Consider the following 15,796-nt stretch of genomic DNA (forward strand, 5'->3'; position numbering starts at 1 on the left):
AGCACCTGACGGAGGTTCGTGCGCACATCACGGTCGGTGGCGCGGGACCCCACCTGATCGACGCTTCGCGTGACGCGGCACTGATGGTCGTGGGCCGAAGGATCCGCCGGTCGGCGACAGGCACGCACATCGGGCCGGTGACCCAGGCGCTGCTGCACCACGCGGCCGCGCCGGTGGCCGTGGTCCCGCACGTATGACCGGCGGACCGGACGCCGGGCGTTCACGCATGCGAGACGGGCGGGCAGTCCCTCAACAGGGTCTGCCCGCCCGTCTGAGCCTGCCGCCCGTCAGCCGTAGAACGCGGTGCGCATGATCCCCTGCATGTCGTCCAGCATCGGCATGCGAGGGTTGGCGGGCGCGCACTGGTCCTCGTAGGCGTTCAGGGCCTGCTGGGGGAGCGCTTGCAGGTACGTCCGCTCGTCGATGCCGAGTGCCTGGAACGTCGGCTCGATGCCCACGGCGTCCCGGAGGCGCTCCACGGCCCGGGCGAGCGACTCCACGCCCTCCTCGGGACTGGTGGCGGGCAGTCCGAGGGTGCGGGCGATGTCCTGGAAGCGCTCGGGAGCACGGTAGTGCTCGTACTTGGGCCAGCCGGTCAGTTTGGTGGGGACGGTGCCGTTGTAGCGGATGACGTGCGGGAGCAGGAGCGCGTTGGTGCGGCCGTGTGCGACATGGAAAGTGGCGCCGAGGGTGTGGGACATGGCATGGACGATGCCGAGGAAGGCGTTGCCGAAAGCCATACCGGCTATGGTGCCGGCGTTGTGCATCTTCTCCCGAGCCTCGGGTGACCCGTCTCGGTCGTTCACGGCGGCTTCCAGGTGGCCGACGACAAGGCGGATCGCGTGCAGGGCGAGGCCGTCCGTGAAGTCGTTGGCGTACACGGAGACGTACGCCTCGATGGCGTGGGTGAGGGCGTCGAAGCCGCTGTCGGCGGCGAGCGTGGGCGGCAGCGCGGTGGTGAGCAGAGGGTCGACGATGGCGACGCTGGGGGTGAGGGCGTAGTCGGCCAAGGGGTATTTCTTGCCGGTGGCCGGATCGGAGATGACGGCGAACGGGGTGACTTCCGCACCGGTGCCGGAAGTGGTGGGCACGCACACCAGCCGGGCGAGCTTGCCGGGGGTCGGGAAACGAAATGCGCGTTTGCGGATGTCGGAGAACTTCTGCCGCATGTCCGTGAAGTCGATCTCGTTGCCGGCGGCGTGCTGCTCGTACAGCAGCCACATCACCTTGGCCGCGTCCATCGGGGAGCCGCCGCCGAGCGCGATGATCGTGTCCGGGCGGAAGTCGCCCATCAGGCGGGCTCCGTGCCGCACCGAGTCGATGCTGGGCTCGGGTTCGACGTTGTCGATGATCTGGAGGGTGACCGGTTCGGGGCGGCTCCGCAGGACCCGGCTGACGCGGTCCACGAAGCCGAGCCGGGTCATGGTGGCGTCGGTGACGACGGTGACGCGGTGGACGTCGGGCATGGCAGTCAGGTAGCGGATGGCCTGCGGCTCGAAGTAGATCTTCGGGGGCACCTTGAACCACTGGAGGTTGTTGCGGCGGGTGGAGACTCGTTTGACGTTGAGCAGCTGGGCGGCGGAGACGTTGTTGGAGACCGAGGTGCTGCCCCAGGAGCCGCAACCGAGTGTCAGCGAGGGCAGAAGGCCGTTGTAGATGCCGCCGATGGCGCCCTGCGAGGAGGGGGCGTTGACGATGACGCGAACGGTCTTCATCCGCATGCCGTATGCCTCGGCCAGTGCGGTGTCCTCGGTGTGGATGACGGCGCTGTGGCCCTGTCCGTGGAAGGCGACCATGTCGGCGGCCAGGTCGAAACCGTGACGCTCGTCCCGGGCGCGGAGCACGGCCAGCACGGGGCACAGCTTCTCGCGGGTCAACGGCTCGTCCGGTCCCACCCGTTCGGCCTCGACGAGGATGACCGAGGTGTCCTCCGGTACGGAGAACCCGGCCTGCTCGGCGATCCAGGCGGGGCTCCGGCCCACGGCGGCAGCATTGACCTTCGGTTCGCAACCGGCCTCCGAGCCGCCGGAAGCGGGAAAGAGGAACGACTCCAGCTTGCCCTTCTCCTCCGCGTCGGCGAGGTGGGCGTGCAAGGTGCGGAACTCGGCCACGGCCGCGTCGTAGATGTCGGTGTCCAGGATGACGGCCTGTTCGGAGGCACAGATCATGCCATTGTCGAAGGACTTCGACAGGACCAGGTCGTTGACGGCCCGGTGCAGTTTTGCCGTGCGGTGCACGTAGGCGGGCACATTGCCGGCGCCGACGCCCAGGGCGGGCTTGCCGGCCGAGTAGGCGGCCTTGACCAGGGCGTTGCCGCCGGTGGCGAGGATCAGGGAGACGCCCGGGTGCCGCATCAGCAGGCCTGTCGCCTCGATGGACGGTTGCTCGATCCACTGCACGCAGTGTTCCGGCGCGCCTGCGGCGACGGCGGCGTCCCGCACGACACGGGCGGCCTCGGTGCTGCACCGCTGGGCGGACGGGTGGAAGGCGAACACCACCGGGTTGCGGGTCTTCAGGGCCATCAACGCCTTGAAGAGTGTGGTGGAGGTCGGGTTGGTGACCGGGGTGACCGCGGCCACCACGCCCACCGGTTCGGCGATCTCGATCATGTCCTCGATGTCGTCACGGCTGATGACTCCGACCGTCTTCAGACGCCCCATGCTGTGCGTGACGTGCTCACACGCGAACATGTTCTTGGCGGCCTTGTCCTCGAAGACTCCGCGTCCGGTCTCGTCGACCGCAAGACGGGCCAGCGCGGTGTGGTGGTCGAGGGCGGCGACCGAGGCCTTCTTGACGATGTGGTCGACCTGTTCCTGGGTGAAGGCCTCGTAGTCCGAGAGTGCCTTCAGACCGGCCGTGACCAGACGGTCCACGGCGACCGCGGTGTCCGACGGGACCGCGCTTTCGGTCGTGGCGCCGGTCCGCGCGTCGTTTCGGGTCATGGTGGTCTGCCTCCGTCGTCGGGACCGCCGTGCGAATGCGGCGGCGCAGGGCGGGAGCGTCTCCCGGGCCGGAGATCGCTTCCCGCATCCACTCTCACCTGGACCCCGGGGCGGTCGGAGGCGTCGAAGGGCCCTTCCCGGGACCGTCCGGCCCTGATCGAGCGGGGACTCTCGGCCCGGCCGCGGCTCGCCGCGCCCCCGGGTGCGAAGGGGCGGTGGCGGGCGGGTCCGGCAGCGCGCAGTCGTCCATGTCGAACGCCAGAGCGCTCACCACCCCGACCACGCCCTCCAGCCGCCATACCGAGTGCACGGCGTCCGGGACCTGGCTGCGCAGTCGTACGCGGCCGTCGAGTGTGACCACTCCGTCGTGGACGCCGACGGTGACGGCGCCGGGGCGCAGCTCCAGCCGGCCGGCCAGGACCTCCTCGGTCACCTGGTGCCCGATGTCGTCGTCCGTCCGCAGGAAGACGCGCAGCAGATCCCGGCGGGTCGCGATGCCGACGAGCCGGTCCTCCTCGTCGATCACGGGGAGGCGTTCGACGCCGCGGCGTTCCATCAGCCGTGCCGCTTCCGGGACGGTCTGCTCCGGGTGGACGGTGATCGCAGGTGTCGTCATCAGGTCGTTCGCGGTGACGGCTCCCTCGGGGTCCGTCCGCGCACGGTGTGCCTGCGCGCGGACCAGGTCGGTTCCGGAGAGGACACCGATCACCTTGTCGTCGTCGTCGACCACGGGCAGACCGCTGATGTGGTGGCGATCGAGCAGCCGGACGAGGTCCTTGAAGGACGTCGTACGCCTGGCCTGGACGACGTCGCTGGTCATCACTTGACCGACGGTGTGAGATGTCATGCCGGGTCACTCCTGAGCTGTCTTGGCGTCGCAATGGCGGGGAGCACGCGCTGGGGGTGCCGTAAGTCCCGTCACCTGCTGTCGCCGCTGTCGGTCGCCTCCAGCGCGGCCCGGCCCGCCTCGAGGCGGGCGACCGGTACGCGGAACGGAGAGCAGGAGACGTAGTCCAGTCCGGCCGCGTGGAAGAAGTGCACGGAATCGGGGTCACCGCCGTGCTCGCCGCACACCCCGATCTTCAGATCGGGACGTGCGGCCCGGCCTTCGTCGACCGCGATCCGCACCAGGCGACCCACTCCGTCTCGGTCGAGGGTCTCGAACGGCGAGGCGCTGAAGATCCCCTTGTCGAGATACGCGGAGAAGAAGGCCGCCTCGACGTCGTCCCGGGAGAACCCCCAGGTGGTCTGGGTGAGGTCGTTGGTGCCGAAGGAGAAGAACTCCGCCTCCTTCGCGATCCTTCCGGCCGTCAGCGCGGCCCTGGGCAGCTCGATCATGGTACCGACGGGGCAGTGCACGGTGACGCCGGACTTCCGGGAGACGTCGTGCAGGACCCGTTCCACTTCCTCGCGTTCGATGCGCAGTTCCTCGACGGCGCCGACCAGCGGCACCATGATCTCCGCTCGTGGGGAACCGCCGGCCCTGGTGCGCTCCACGACGGCTTCGGCGATCGCCCGTACCTGCATGGCGACGAGGCCCGGCACGACCAGGCCGAGCCGGACGCCACGGAGCCCGAGCATCGGGTTCTCCTCGTGCATGCGGTCGACGGCGGCGAGGAGTTCCGTGTCGCGGGGATCGGGCAGAGTGCCCCGGGCCTCGGCGGTGGCGATGCGCACGGCCAGGTCGGTGCGGTCGGGCAGGAACTCGTGCAGAGGCGGGTCGATGAGCCGGATCGTTACGGGCAGGCCGTCCATCGCCGCCAGGATGCCGGTGAAGTCCGCGCGTTGCAGCGGAAGCAGTGCAGCGAGCGTGTCCTCGCGTTCGCTCTCGTCGCAGGCCAGGATCATCGCCTCGACCAGCTTGCGGCGCTCACCGAGGAACATGTGCTCGGTACGGCACAGCCCGACGCCCTGTGCGCCGAAACGGCGGGCCCGGGCGGCGTCCTCGGGGGTGTCGGCGTTGGCACGCACCTCCAGGCGCCGGACGCTGTCGGCCCGCGCCAGCAGGCGGGCGACCGCGTCGGCCACGCCGGTCGTGTCCTCGTCTGTGGAGCCGTTCTCCAGGAAACGGATGACCGCCGAGTCCGTCAGCGGTACCGGACCTGCGTACACACTGCCGGTGGAGCCGTCCACGGAGACGACCGTCCCCTCCTCGACGACCGTGCCGTCCGAGGCGGTGAAACGGCGTTGCTCGATGTCGACGGCGAGTTCCTCGGCGCCGCACACGCAGACCTTGCCCATGCCGCGGGCGACCACGGCCGCGTGACTGGTCTTGCCGCCGCGGCTGGTGAGGACGGCCTGGGCCGCGATCATGCCGGGCAGGTCGTCGGGGGTGGTCTCCTGGCGGACCAGGACCACCTTTTCGCCTGCCGCCGCGCGCCGTACCGCCTCGGCGGAGTCGAAGACCGCGGCACCGACCGCGGCACCGGGCGACGCGGGAAGCCCGCGGGCCAGCGGATCGCCGGTCTGTGAGGTGTCGAAGCGGGGGAACATCAGTCGGGCCAACTGGTCCCCGCCGACCCGCGCAAGAGCCTCGTCCGAGGTGATGAGTCCCTCGTCCGCGAGTCCGGTGGCGATCGCGAAGGCGGCTTCGGCGGTGCGCTTGCCGACCCGTGTCTGAAGCATCCACAGGGTGCCGCGCTCGATGGTGAACTCGATGTCGCACAGGTCGCGGTAATGCCGTTCCAGGGTCTCCATGTGGGCGCGCAGCCGGGCGTGGGAGCCGGGGTCCAGGTGTTCCAGGTCGGTGAGCGTGACCGTGTTGCGGATGCCGGCCACGACGTCCTCGCCCTGCGCGTCGGGCAGGTAGTCGCCGTACAGGCCGGGCCGCCCGGTGGCCGGGTCGCGGGTGAAGGCGACTCCGCTGCCGGAGTCGGGCCCGAGGTTGCCGAACACCATGCGCTGAACGTTGACAGCCGTGCCGAGGTCGTCGGCGATGTGCTCCCGCCGCCGGTACAGGCGGGCACGTTCGCCGTTCCAGGATGCGAAGACGGCCAGGACCGCCCGGCGCAGCTGCTCGGCGGGCGACTGCGGGAAGTACTCGCCGGTCTCCCGGTGGACCAGTTCCTTGAACGTCCCGACCAGTCCGGCGAGGTCACCTGCCGTCAGATGTACGTCGTCACGGACACCGCGTTCCGCTTTGAGGTCGCCGATCGCACGCTCGAAGTGCGCTGACTCGACGCCCATCACGATGCTTGCGAACATCTGCACGAGACGGCGATAGGAGTCCCAGGCGAAGCGCTCGTTGCCGGAGACCTTCGCCAGGCCGAGGACGGACTCGTCGTTGAGGCCGATGTCGAGGATCGTCTCCATCATGCCCGGCATGGAGAAGCGGGCCCCGGAGCGGACGGACAGCAGCAGCGGGTCGTCCGGCTGTCCCAGCAGCCGGCCCGCGGTCGTCTCGACGGCGGTCAGGTGCGCAGAGATCTCCCGCCACAGGCCGGCGGGCTCGCCGCCGGTGCTCAAGTAGGCCCGGCACGCCTCGGTGGTGACAGTGAAGCCGGGCGGCACGGGCAGGCCCAGCCGGGTCATCTCGGCAAGGTTCGCTCCCTTGCCCCCGAGCAGGTCGGCCATGTCCCGGCGACCCTGGGTGAAGTCGTACACGTAACGGGCCATGACGCGTTCTCCTCCGACGAATGGCTTGGTCCTTCCAGCGTGGGACGGGCCCGCCGCCCCACGCGAGGTGCCGGCGGTCCCCACAGGGGAGGACGACCGGCCCTGGGTCCCCTCCGCGTCGAAGGAAGTCCGGCGGCAACGGGCCGCGTCGCGCGGACCGCCCCGCATCGCGGGAGGGCCGAAGGTCCTGGCCGGGGGTCCCCAGAGGGCCCGAAGGGCCCACCACGGTGCCCTGTCCGGCACTCCTGGACGCGCGTGTCCGGGGCCAGGATCGACAGCGAACAGGCAGATCCGACGAGAGGACCCGTGATGACGGCGACGGCGACAGCCGGCCCCCGCACAGTCGACGCCTGGCGGCAGTTCGCCGGAGAAGGGTGGCGCAAGCGCGTCGACGTGCGCGACTTCGTCCAGGCCAACTACACCCCGTACGAGGGTGACGCGTCCTTCCTCACCGGGCCCACGAACCGCACCCGGGCGGTGTGGGAGAAGGTCAGCAGCCTGTTTCCGGAGGAGCGCCGCCGCGGGATCCTCGACGTGGACGCCACCACACCCTCCACGATCACCTCGCACGCTCCCGGCTACATCGACCGGGACCGCGAACTGATCGTCGGACTGCAGACCGACGCCCCGCTCAAGCGCGCGATCATGCCCAATGGCGGCATCCGCATGGTGGAGAACAGCCTCAAGGCCTACGGCTACGAGCCCGACGCCTTCGTCACCAAGGTCTTCGGCACCTACCGCAAGACCCACAACGACGGCGTCTTCGACGCGTACACGCCAGCGATGCGCGCCGCCCGCAGGGTCGGCATCATCACGGGGCTGCCCGACGCGTACGGCCGCGGCCGGATCATCGGCGACTACCGCCGTGTCGCGCTCTACGGCACCGACCGGCTGATCGAGGCCAAGAGGGCCGATCGCGCCGCCCTGGACGCCCGCCCCTCCGGCGCCGACGTCATCCGCGACCGCGAGGAGCTCGCCGAGCAGCTCAGGGCTCTGCGGGAGCTGACCGAGATGGCCGCGGCCTACGGATGCGACGTCTCCCGTCCCGCAGCCGATGCACACGAGGCCGTCCAGTGGCTGTACCTCGGCTACCTCGCCGCGGTGAAGGAGCAGAACGGCGCCGCGATGTCGCTGGGCCGTACCTCCACCTTCCTCGACGTCTACCTCCAGCGAGATCTGGACGAAGGCGTTCTCGACGAGACACGCGCGCAGGAGTTGATCGACGACTTCGTGATCAAGCTGCGGATCGTGCGGTTCCTGCGCACTCCCGAGTACGACGCCCTGTTCTCCGGTGACCCGACCTGGGTGACGGAGTCCATCGGCGGTATCGGGCTGGACGGCCGCCCGCTGGTCACCCGCACCTCCTTCCGGTTCCTTCGGACCCTGTACAACCTCGGCCCCGCGCCCGAGCCGAACCTGACCGTGCTGTGGTCGCCGCGACTGCCCGAGGGGTTCAAGCGGTACTGCGCCCAGGTGTCCATCGACACCAGCGCCGTCCAGTACGAGTCCGACGATCTCCTGCGGCCGCGCACCGGTGACGACACCGCGATCGCCTGCTGCGTGTCGGCGATGGCGGTGGGACGTCAGATGCAGTTCTTCGGGGCACGGGTCAATCTGGCCAAGGCGCTGCTCTACGCGGTCAACGGCGGCCGCGACGAGATGACCGGGGAGCAGGTCACCCCCGAGATGCCCCCGCTGACCGGCGACCACCTCGACCACGCGGAGCTGTCGGCGGCGTACGAGCGGGTCCTCGACTGGCTGGCGCAGACCTACGTCGACACGCTCAACGTCATCCACTACATGCACGACAAGTACGCCTACGAGCGGATCGAGATGGCCCTGCACGACTACCCGGTGCACCGCTTCATGGCCTGCGGCATCGCGGGCCTGTCCGTCGCCGTCGACAGTCTGTCCGCCGTCAAGCACGCCCGGGTGAAGGTGTTCCGCGACGCGACGGGACTGGCCGTGGACTTCGCGACCGAAGGAGAGTTCCCGGCGTACGGCAACAACGACGACCGCGCCGACTCGATCGCCGTCGACCTGGTGGAGTCGTTCATGGCGAAGGTGCGCAAGCACCCCACCTACCGGGACGCCGAGCACACCCAGTCGGTACTGACGATCACCTCGAACGTCGTGTACGGCAAGCACACCGGCAACACTCCTGACGGCCGCCGTGCCGGACAGCCCTTCGCGCCCGGCGCCAACCCGATGAACGGCCGCGACAAGCACGGGGTCGTCGCCTCCGCGCTGTCGGTGGCCAAACTGCCGTACGAGGCGGCCCGCGACGGCATCTCCCTGACCACGACGATCACTCCCGAGGGCCTCGGACACGCACCCGAGGAGCGGGCCGGCCACTTGGTGGGAATCCTCGACGGCTACACGACGGCCGGAGGCTTCCACATGAACGTCAACGTCCTCGACCGGGCCACCCTGGAGGACGCCATGGAACACCCGGAGAAGTACCCGGAACTGACCATCAGGGTCTCCGGATACGCGGTGAACTTCGTCCGCCTGACCCGCGAGCAGCAACTGGACGTGATCAGCCGCACTTTCCACGGAACGCTGTGAACACGGCGCACACCACGGACCCGGGACAGGTCACCGGCCGGATCCACTCCTGGGACCTGTCCACCGGCGTCGACGGCCCCGGGACCCGGTTCGTCCTCTTCGTCAGCGGCTGCCCGCTGCGCTGCCTGTACTGCGCCAATCCCGACACCTGGCACATGCGCGACGGCCGGAGGGTGACGGTCGACGAGATGATGACCGTGATCGAGAAGCACCGGCCGTTCCTCACCACCGCCGGCGGCGGCGTGACAGTCACCGGCGGCGAGGCACTGCTCCAGCCGGCCTTCACCGGAGCCCTGCTGCGCCGCTGCAAGGAGGCCGGACTGCACACCGCCATCGACACCTCCGGCTTCCTGGGCGCCCGAGCCACGGACGAACTCCTCGCCGACACCGACCTGGTCCTGCTGGACATCAAATCCTTCGACATCGCCACCTACCGCAGACTCACCGGCGGTGACCTCGCCCCCACTCTCGCGTTCGCGACGCGACTCGACCGGCTCGGCGTCCCCATGTGGATCCGGTATGTCCTGGTGCCCGGCTGGACCGACGACTTGGTAGCGGTCGACGGCCTGGCCGAGTTCGTCTCCGGCCTGGAGGCGGTCGACCGCGTCGATGTCCTGCCGTTCCACAAACTCGGCGCTGCCAAGTACGAGGCGCTGGGCATCCCCTTCCCGCTGAAGGACGCTCCGGCCCCGGATCCCACTCTCACGGAGCGGGTCCGCGAACGGTTCGGCGCACACGGAACGGCGGTCTACTGACCGCGCGTCCGCGTGCACCCGGGGGAGCGTCGCGACCCCGGGTGCAGGGCGAGCGGCGCCGCCCGGGCGCTGGTGACAGCCCCTTCGCGCCGACCGCTCCCTCGTCGAACGTGTTCGTTACGATCGGTGTATGAGTGCGAGAAGAGAGCCGGTCGGTCGGCGGGAGCGTCCGGTCAAGCCCGCCCTGTCCCGGCGCTGGATCGTGGACACGGCCGTGCGGATCATGCGTGCCGAGGGGTTGGAAAAGGTCACCATGCGCCGCCTGGCACAGGAGCTGGACACCGGCCCGGCCTCCCTGTACGTCTACGTCGCCAACACCGCCGAGCTGCACGCGGCCGTACTGGACGCGCTGCTGGGGGAGGTCGACCTGAGCGGCGATGAGAGCGGTGACTGGCGCGATCAGCTCCGCGCCGTCATGACGTCGTACACCCTGGTGCTGTTCGAGCACCCCCAGCTGGCGCGGTCCGCTCTCGTGGCCAGGCCGAGCGGCGAGAACTACCTGCGGCTGGTGGAACGGATCCTCGACCTGCTCGCGCGCAGCGGCGCCCCTCGCGCCCAGGTCGCCTGGGGGGTGGACAAGCTGCTCCAGGACGCCACCGCCACCGCCGCGGAACATTCGACGCACGAGCACGACCCCACCTCCGAGGACGACTGGAACGCCACTGTGCGCGCGCTGCACGCCGTGGAGGGGGCCACGCACCCGGCGATCGCCGCGCATATGCCGGATCTGATCGGCGGCGCAGCCCAGGACCGGATGCGCTGGAGTTTCGACGTCCTGGTCAACGGCATCACGAGCACTCCGGTGCCTCACCAGGCGGACTGAGTCCTTTCCGGGTCCGGTGTGCTGCCCGCGCCGGACCCTGGGAGGGGCGGTGCCGCGAGCCTGTGAACGAACTTGTTCGCTACGAACATGTTCGTTATCGTGGGCAGTGGCCCGAGAGGCGGCGGTAGCGCCGCCGCGCGGTGCGGTCGGCCGCCTGTCGGCGCCGTCGGCAGCCGCCTTCCGGCGCCTGCTCGCATCCCCTAGGTGAAGAGGTCCTCGATGAGCGCTCCCCATCTCCCCGTCGCCATCATCGGCGGCGGCCTCGGTGGCCTGACCGCCGCCCGTGTCCTGCACGTCAACGGCATCGAGTCGGCGATCTTCGACCTGGAGCCCGGTCCGGAGGCCCGTACGCAGGGCGGCATGCTCGACATCCACGAGGACAACGGGCAGAAGGCCCTGCGTGCCGCCGGTCTGCACGACGACTTCCTCAAGATCGTCCACGAGGGTGGCCAGGCGATGCGCCTGCTCGGCCCCGACGGCACCGTCCACGTCTCCACCGAGGACGACGGCGACGGCGACCGCCCCGAGGTCGACCGTGGCGATCTGCGCGACCTGCTGCTGAACTCTCTGCCCGACGGAACGGTCCACTGGGGCCGAAAGGTCACCGGCGCCCGTCCGCTGGGCGAAGGACGCCACGAGGTGGCGTTCGCCGACGGCTCCGCCGTCACCACCGACCTCCTCATCGGCGCCGACGGCGCCTGGTCCCGCATCCGGCCGCTGCTCTCCGACGCCCGGCCCGCCTACACCGGCATCTCCTTCGTCGAGACCGACCTCTACGAGGCCGACACCCGCCACCCGCGCAGCGCCGCGATCATCGGCGGTGGCTTCTTCATCGCCCTGGGAGACGAGCGCGGCTTCCTCGCCCACCGCGAGACCGACGGCAGCCTGCACGTCTACGCCGCCCTCAAGGCCGACGAGGGCTGGCTCGACACGGTGGACTTCAGCGCCGACGCCGCCGCCAAGGCTGCCGTCCTCGCCCGCTTCGAGGGCTGGGACGAGGGTCTGCGCGCTCTGGTCGCCGACGCGGAGACGATCACCCCGCGCCGCATCCACGCCCTGCCCGTCGGTCACCGCTGGGACCGCGTCCCCGGTGTCACCCTGCTCGGCGACGCGGCCCACGTGATGTCCCCGTTCGCCGGGGAGGGCGCCAACCTCGCCATGTACGACGGTGCCGAACTCGCCTTGGCCCTTGCCGCCCACCCGGGCGACACCGAGGCCGCGCTCACCGCGTACGAGGAGGCCCTCTTCCCTCGCAGCGAAGCCTCCGCCGCGGAGTCCGCCGCGAGCCTGGACAGCATGTTCGGTACGAACGGCCTGGAACGGATGATCGGCTTCTTCACCACCGGCCCCGCCGGCCCGTGAGACCGCGTACCTGAGAGCCCAACCGGTCCGTCGACCGGTCGGCACGCGCCGACGCGACCAGTGCACCCGGACGGCCCGAGGGCCTCACGCTCGTGGCGCGGCCTTCGTGCCCGAAGCGTTCTCGGCAGGGCGCACATGCGCCTTCCGCAGGTCGCCGTAGTGCTGCTCGAGTCGCGGGTCCATGATCCGCCGCCACAGCGGGGGACACCAGGCGACGACGATCATCGTGGCGTAGCCGGAGGGCAGTTGGGGCGACTCCTCGAAATGCCGGAGGGTCTGGTAGCGCCGCAACGGATTGGCGTGATGGTCGGAATGGCGCTGTAGCTGAAACAGGAAGAGGTTGCTGACCGTGTGGTTGCTGTTCCAGCTGTGCCGTGGCGATACGCGTTCGTAGCGGCCGTCGGCGAGGCGCTCGCGGAGCAGTCCGTAGTGTTCGAGGTAGTTCACGGTCTCGAGCAGACAGAATCCGAGCACGGCCTGGAGGAGCAGGTACGGCAGCACCGCCGGGCCGAACGTCGTCGTCAGCGCGGCGAAGAGAACGACGGTCAGGGACCAGGCCGTGAGGATCTGGTTGTGACGGCTCCACGTGCGCCGGCCCCGGCGCTGCAACCGACGGCTCTCCAGGTGCCAGGCCGAACGCAGGCTGCCCGCGACCGCACGAGGCAGAAACCGCCAGAAGCTTTCCCCCAGCCTTGAGCTGGCCGGGTCTTCCGGTGTGGCCACGCGGATGTGATGGCCGTGATTGTGCTCGACGTAGAAGTGGCCGTAGCCGCTCTGTGCCAGCGTGATCCGGCTCAGCTGCCGTTCCGATCGGTCGCGCTTGTGGCCCAGTTCGTGGGCGGTGTTGATGGCCACACCGGCCACCACGCCGGTCGTCGCCGCGAGCCCTGTCCCCTCGCCGACCGAGAGGGCGCCGCCGGCCCAGCGCGTGCAGGCCCAGATCAGCGCGCCGTATTGCAGCGGCAGGTAGAGGTAGGTGCACCAACGGTAGTAACGGTCCGATTCCAAGCGCTTCATGACCGCCTCGGGAGGATTCTCACCATCCTCTCCGGTGACGTGGTCGAGTACCGGCAGGAGGACGAACGCGAAGACGGGACCCCACCACCACCATGCACCCTGGCCGGTCACGGCCACGAGCGCACCCGCCTGGAGCGGCAGTGTCGGCACCGCGAGGGCGAGAAGCCACAGGTAGCGCTTCGGATCACGCCACTCCGGGGCATCAGGTGCGCGTCGAGCTTCCACGAAACCTCCTCGCAGGACGGTGCGCTTGCGCCGCCCCGCCCGGGACCGGACGGAAGCGCACCTGGGGGGAGGTCCGAGCGTGGCAGTGCCACGTCTCGCTGACAAAGGCGGCGCCGAGTAAACGTTCTGATGGCCCGTCAGGCAGGGGGGTCGACGGTCTTGCCGGTCTTGACCGGTCACTTCCATGCCGAGTACACACTGCGGGCATGAACGTCGACGCATTGATCCAGGGTCCGGAGTCTCCGCGTGTCGCGTGGCGCAGCCAGGCGCGCGAGCGGATTCTCGACGAGGCCTGGGAGCTCGCAGGGCACCAGGGCTGGGACAAGGTCAGGGTCGCCGACCTCGCGGAGCGTGCCGAGGTCTCCCGTCCCTCGATCTACAAGCTGTTCGGCGACCGGGCCGGCATCGGGCAGGCGCTGGTGAAACGCGAAACCGAACGCTTCCTCCTCGGCCTGGCAGCCGTTCTCGACGCTCACCGAGAAGACCTTGCCACCTCGCTGCGTGCAGGGGTGGCACATGCCCTCGACGAGGGCGTCCGCAACCCTTTCATCGGCGCCGTACTCACTGCCACGCGGGGTGGCACCGACGCGCTCCTCCCCTTCCTGACGAGCAGGCCGGACCCGGTGTTCTCCTCGGCTCGTACCCTGGTCGCCGCCTGGCTGGGGGAGATGGCGCCGGACGCCGCACCTCGACGCCGGGACGCGGCCGCGGACGTCGTCGTCCGCCTCACGCTCAGTCATATGACGCTGCCGGCAACCGAACCCGGCGATGTCCCCGACCTGGTGACGCGCACCGCCTGCGCGGTACTCGGCCATGAGGAACCCGTACGGCCGGCCCCGTTACCCGCGACACCCGTGACGCGTCGAGGATGAGCAGTCCATGGCACTGACCGAGCACGTGATCGCACTCGTCCGAGCTGCTGCCGTGGCGAAGCCGATCCAGCTCAGAGCACCTGGAGCGAGCCGCGTCCACGCCGTTACCGGTGCTCAGTGGCGGTACGCGACGGTCGCGGTCTCGAAGAACGACCGGATCAACGGGTTGGTGTCTCCCGCGTTGCACACCGCCACCACTTGGCTGGGCGCCATGTCGATCAGCGGTACCACGGTGAACTCGGCGGGCAGGTCGTGCCCGAGCGGAGCCAGGCCGACCGTGCCGCTCCACAGCACAGCCTGAAGGCATTCCTGGACGGCACGCACCACTGGCCCCTCACGCGGACTCCCACCGTTCCAGTACGACTGCCAGACGGGGTCGGTGCCCTGCGGGAACGTGAACCAGCGGCGGTCGCGCAGCTCGGCCAGCCGCAGCCCGTCGCGGCGGGCCAGTGGATCGTCGGCCCGCAGGACCACGCCGACCGGGTCGGACCGCAGCGCACGCACCGTCAGGGCCGTCTCGTCGAAGGGCGCCCGCGTGAGGGCGACATCGACCAGGCCGGCGCGCAGTCCGCACGTCGGGTCGGTCAGATCGGTGTCACGGATGCGGACGTCGACTCCGGGGTGGCTTCGGCGGTAGGCGGCGGCCAGCCTGGCCACCCCCGGGTCACCGCCGTCACCCAGGATGCCGACGGTGATAGTCGCGACGCCGGCTGCTGCGCTCACACGCACCCGGACGCGGTCGGCGTGGTCGAGCAGGGCGCGCGCCTCGCCGAGCAGCACCGCGCCCACGGGAGTGAGTGTGACGCCGGTGGGCGAGCGAGCGAAGAGCAGAGCTCCGACCTCGGCTTCCAACTGCTTGACCGCCCGGCTCAGCGGCGGCTGGCTCATATGCAGCCGCGTGGCGGCCCGGCCGAAGTGGAGTTCCTCGGCGACCGCCACGAAGTAGCTCAGGGTCCGTAGCTCCACGCTGTAACGATACTCACGAGGTATCGACTCCGCCGAACGGGTCTTGGACACCGGAGCGGTCCCGGCGGTCCACTCGTCAACATGACCGAAGAAGCGAAGACCGGCGAGCCGCAGGGCGACCCCGTCGTATCGGCGGTGGGTCCCCGCGACGGCGAGACGATCGTTCGGACACCATCGACAAGCCCACGCAAACCGGGGCGCCGTGAACGGGAATCATGAGTACCGCCTACTGGATCGTCGCGGGAACGCTCGCGCTCTTCTACTCCTACGCAGGCACGCTGAAGGTGATCCGCAGCCGCGAACAACTCCGACCGATGATGACGTGGGTCGACCGCGTGCCCTTGCCCGCCCTCCGAGCGCTGGGAGCGGTCGAGATACTCGGGGCGACCGGTCTGATGCTGCCACCGCTGACCGGGACCGCGCCCTGGACGGCGTCGGCCGCAGCCATCGGCTTCGTCGTGCTCCAGACCGGTGCGATCGCCGTTCACCTCACCGGCGAAGACCGCCGGATCACCCTCAATGTCGGACTCGCCGCCACCGCGGCCGTGACCGCCTGGTTGGCCACCAGGCTGTGATCGTGGCCCCGTCATCGAGGCACGGAGGCGACTGCTCGGCCGGCCGCCTCACGGCCGCGGTGGTCAGCCGTACGCG

At 70.0% G+C, this 15,796-nt stretch carries 11 protein-coding genes and 1 pseudogene; 7 read left to right on the top strand and 5 right to left on the bottom strand.

The genetic code is table 11. The features are described from left to right. Positions 1 to 11: 11 nt before the first annotated feature. Positions 12 to 197: pseudogene (locus Saso_RS12495) on the top strand (universal stress protein); the annotation flags it as partial. A 90-nt stretch (positions 198 to 287) separates the two neighbouring features. On the opposite strand, the gene adhE reads toward Saso_RS12495, so the two are convergent. The 3 genes from adhE to ppdK form a co-directional block, all read right to left on the bottom strand. Next, entirely contained in the window at positions 288 to 2,942 is a 2,655-nt protein-coding gene (gene adhE / locus Saso_RS12500; RefSeq protein WP_189919411.1) for a bifunctional acetaldehyde-CoA/alcohol dehydrogenase, read from the bottom strand. Between the two features lie 94 nt (positions 2,943 to 3,036). Further along, complete coding sequence (locus Saso_RS12505) at positions 3,037 to 3,789, bottom strand: CBS domain-containing protein (protein WP_189919413.1); 753 nt, start codon at positions 3,787 to 3,789, stop codon at positions 3,037 to 3,039. 71 nt (positions 3,790 to 3,860) lie between these two features. Then, positions 3,861 to 6,557, bottom strand: coding sequence for a pyruvate, phosphate dikinase (gene ppdK / locus Saso_RS12510; RefSeq protein ID WP_189919415.1), 2,697 nt, complete (start codon positions 6,555 to 6,557; stop codon positions 3,861 to 3,863). A gap of 309 nt (positions 6,558 to 6,866) precedes the next feature. On the opposite strand from ppdK, the gene pflB reads away from it, so the two are divergent. The 4 genes from pflB (at position 6,867) to Saso_RS12530 (ending at position 12,065) form a co-directional block, all read left to right on the top strand. Then, entirely contained in the window at positions 6,867 to 9,125 is a 2,259-nt protein-coding gene (gene pflB, locus Saso_RS12515) for a formate C-acetyltransferase (RefSeq protein WP_189919416.1), read from the top strand. Next, positions 9,122 to 9,880, top strand: a complete 759-nt coding sequence (gene pflA / locus Saso_RS12520) for a pyruvate formate-lyase-activating protein (protein ID WP_189919418.1) — start codon at positions 9,122 to 9,124, stop codon at positions 9,878 to 9,880. Before pflB ends, pflA begins: the two co-directional genes overlap by 4 nt. A 130-nt stretch (positions 9,881 to 10,010) precedes the next feature. After that, entirely contained in the window at positions 10,011 to 10,703 is a 693-nt protein-coding gene (locus tag Saso_RS12525; protein WP_189919420.1) for a TetR/AcrR family transcriptional regulator, read from the top strand. Positions 10,704 to 10,922: 219 nt separating this feature from the next. Continuing rightward, a complete protein-coding gene (locus tag Saso_RS12530; RefSeq protein WP_189919423.1) occupies positions 10,923 to 12,065 on the top strand; it encodes an FAD-dependent oxidoreductase in 1,143 nt (380 codons plus the stop codon). Positions 12,066 to 12,149: 84 nt separating this feature from the next. On the opposite strand, the gene Saso_RS12535 is transcribed toward Saso_RS12530, so the two are convergent. After that, positions 12,150 to 13,307, bottom strand: a complete 1,158-nt coding sequence (locus tag Saso_RS12535) for an alkane 1-monooxygenase (RefSeq protein ID WP_229901147.1) — start codon at positions 13,305 to 13,307, stop codon at positions 12,150 to 12,152. Between the two features lie 206 nt (positions 13,308 to 13,513). Here Saso_RS12535 and Saso_RS12540 point away from each other — a divergent pair, with 206 nt between their 5' ends. Beyond that, positions 13,514 to 14,179 carry a TetR/AcrR family transcriptional regulator gene (locus Saso_RS12540; protein WP_189919426.1) on the top strand — a complete coding sequence of 222 codons (666 nt, stop codon included), beginning with the start codon at positions 13,514 to 13,516 and terminating at the stop codon, positions 14,177 to 14,179. A gap of 114 nt (positions 14,180 to 14,293) precedes the next feature. On the opposite strand, the gene Saso_RS12545 is transcribed toward Saso_RS12540, so the two are convergent. Further along, entirely contained in the window at positions 14,294 to 15,145 is an 852-nt protein-coding gene (locus Saso_RS12545; protein WP_229901148.1) for a LysR family transcriptional regulator, read from the bottom strand. 215 nt (positions 15,146 to 15,360) lie between these two features. Between Saso_RS12545 and Saso_RS12550 the strand changes: the two genes are divergently transcribed. Further along, positions 15,361 to 15,720: a DoxX family protein gene (locus tag Saso_RS12550; RefSeq protein ID WP_189919428.1), complete on the top strand. Its 360-nt coding sequence runs from the start codon at positions 15,361 to 15,363 to the stop codon at positions 15,718 to 15,720. Positions 15,721 to 15,796 lie beyond the last annotated feature (76 nt).

The organism is Streptomyces asoensis, assembly GCF_016860545.1.
GTDB classification, from domain to species: domain Bacteria; phylum Actinomycetota; class Actinomycetes; order Streptomycetales; family Streptomycetaceae; genus Streptomyces; species Streptomyces asoensis.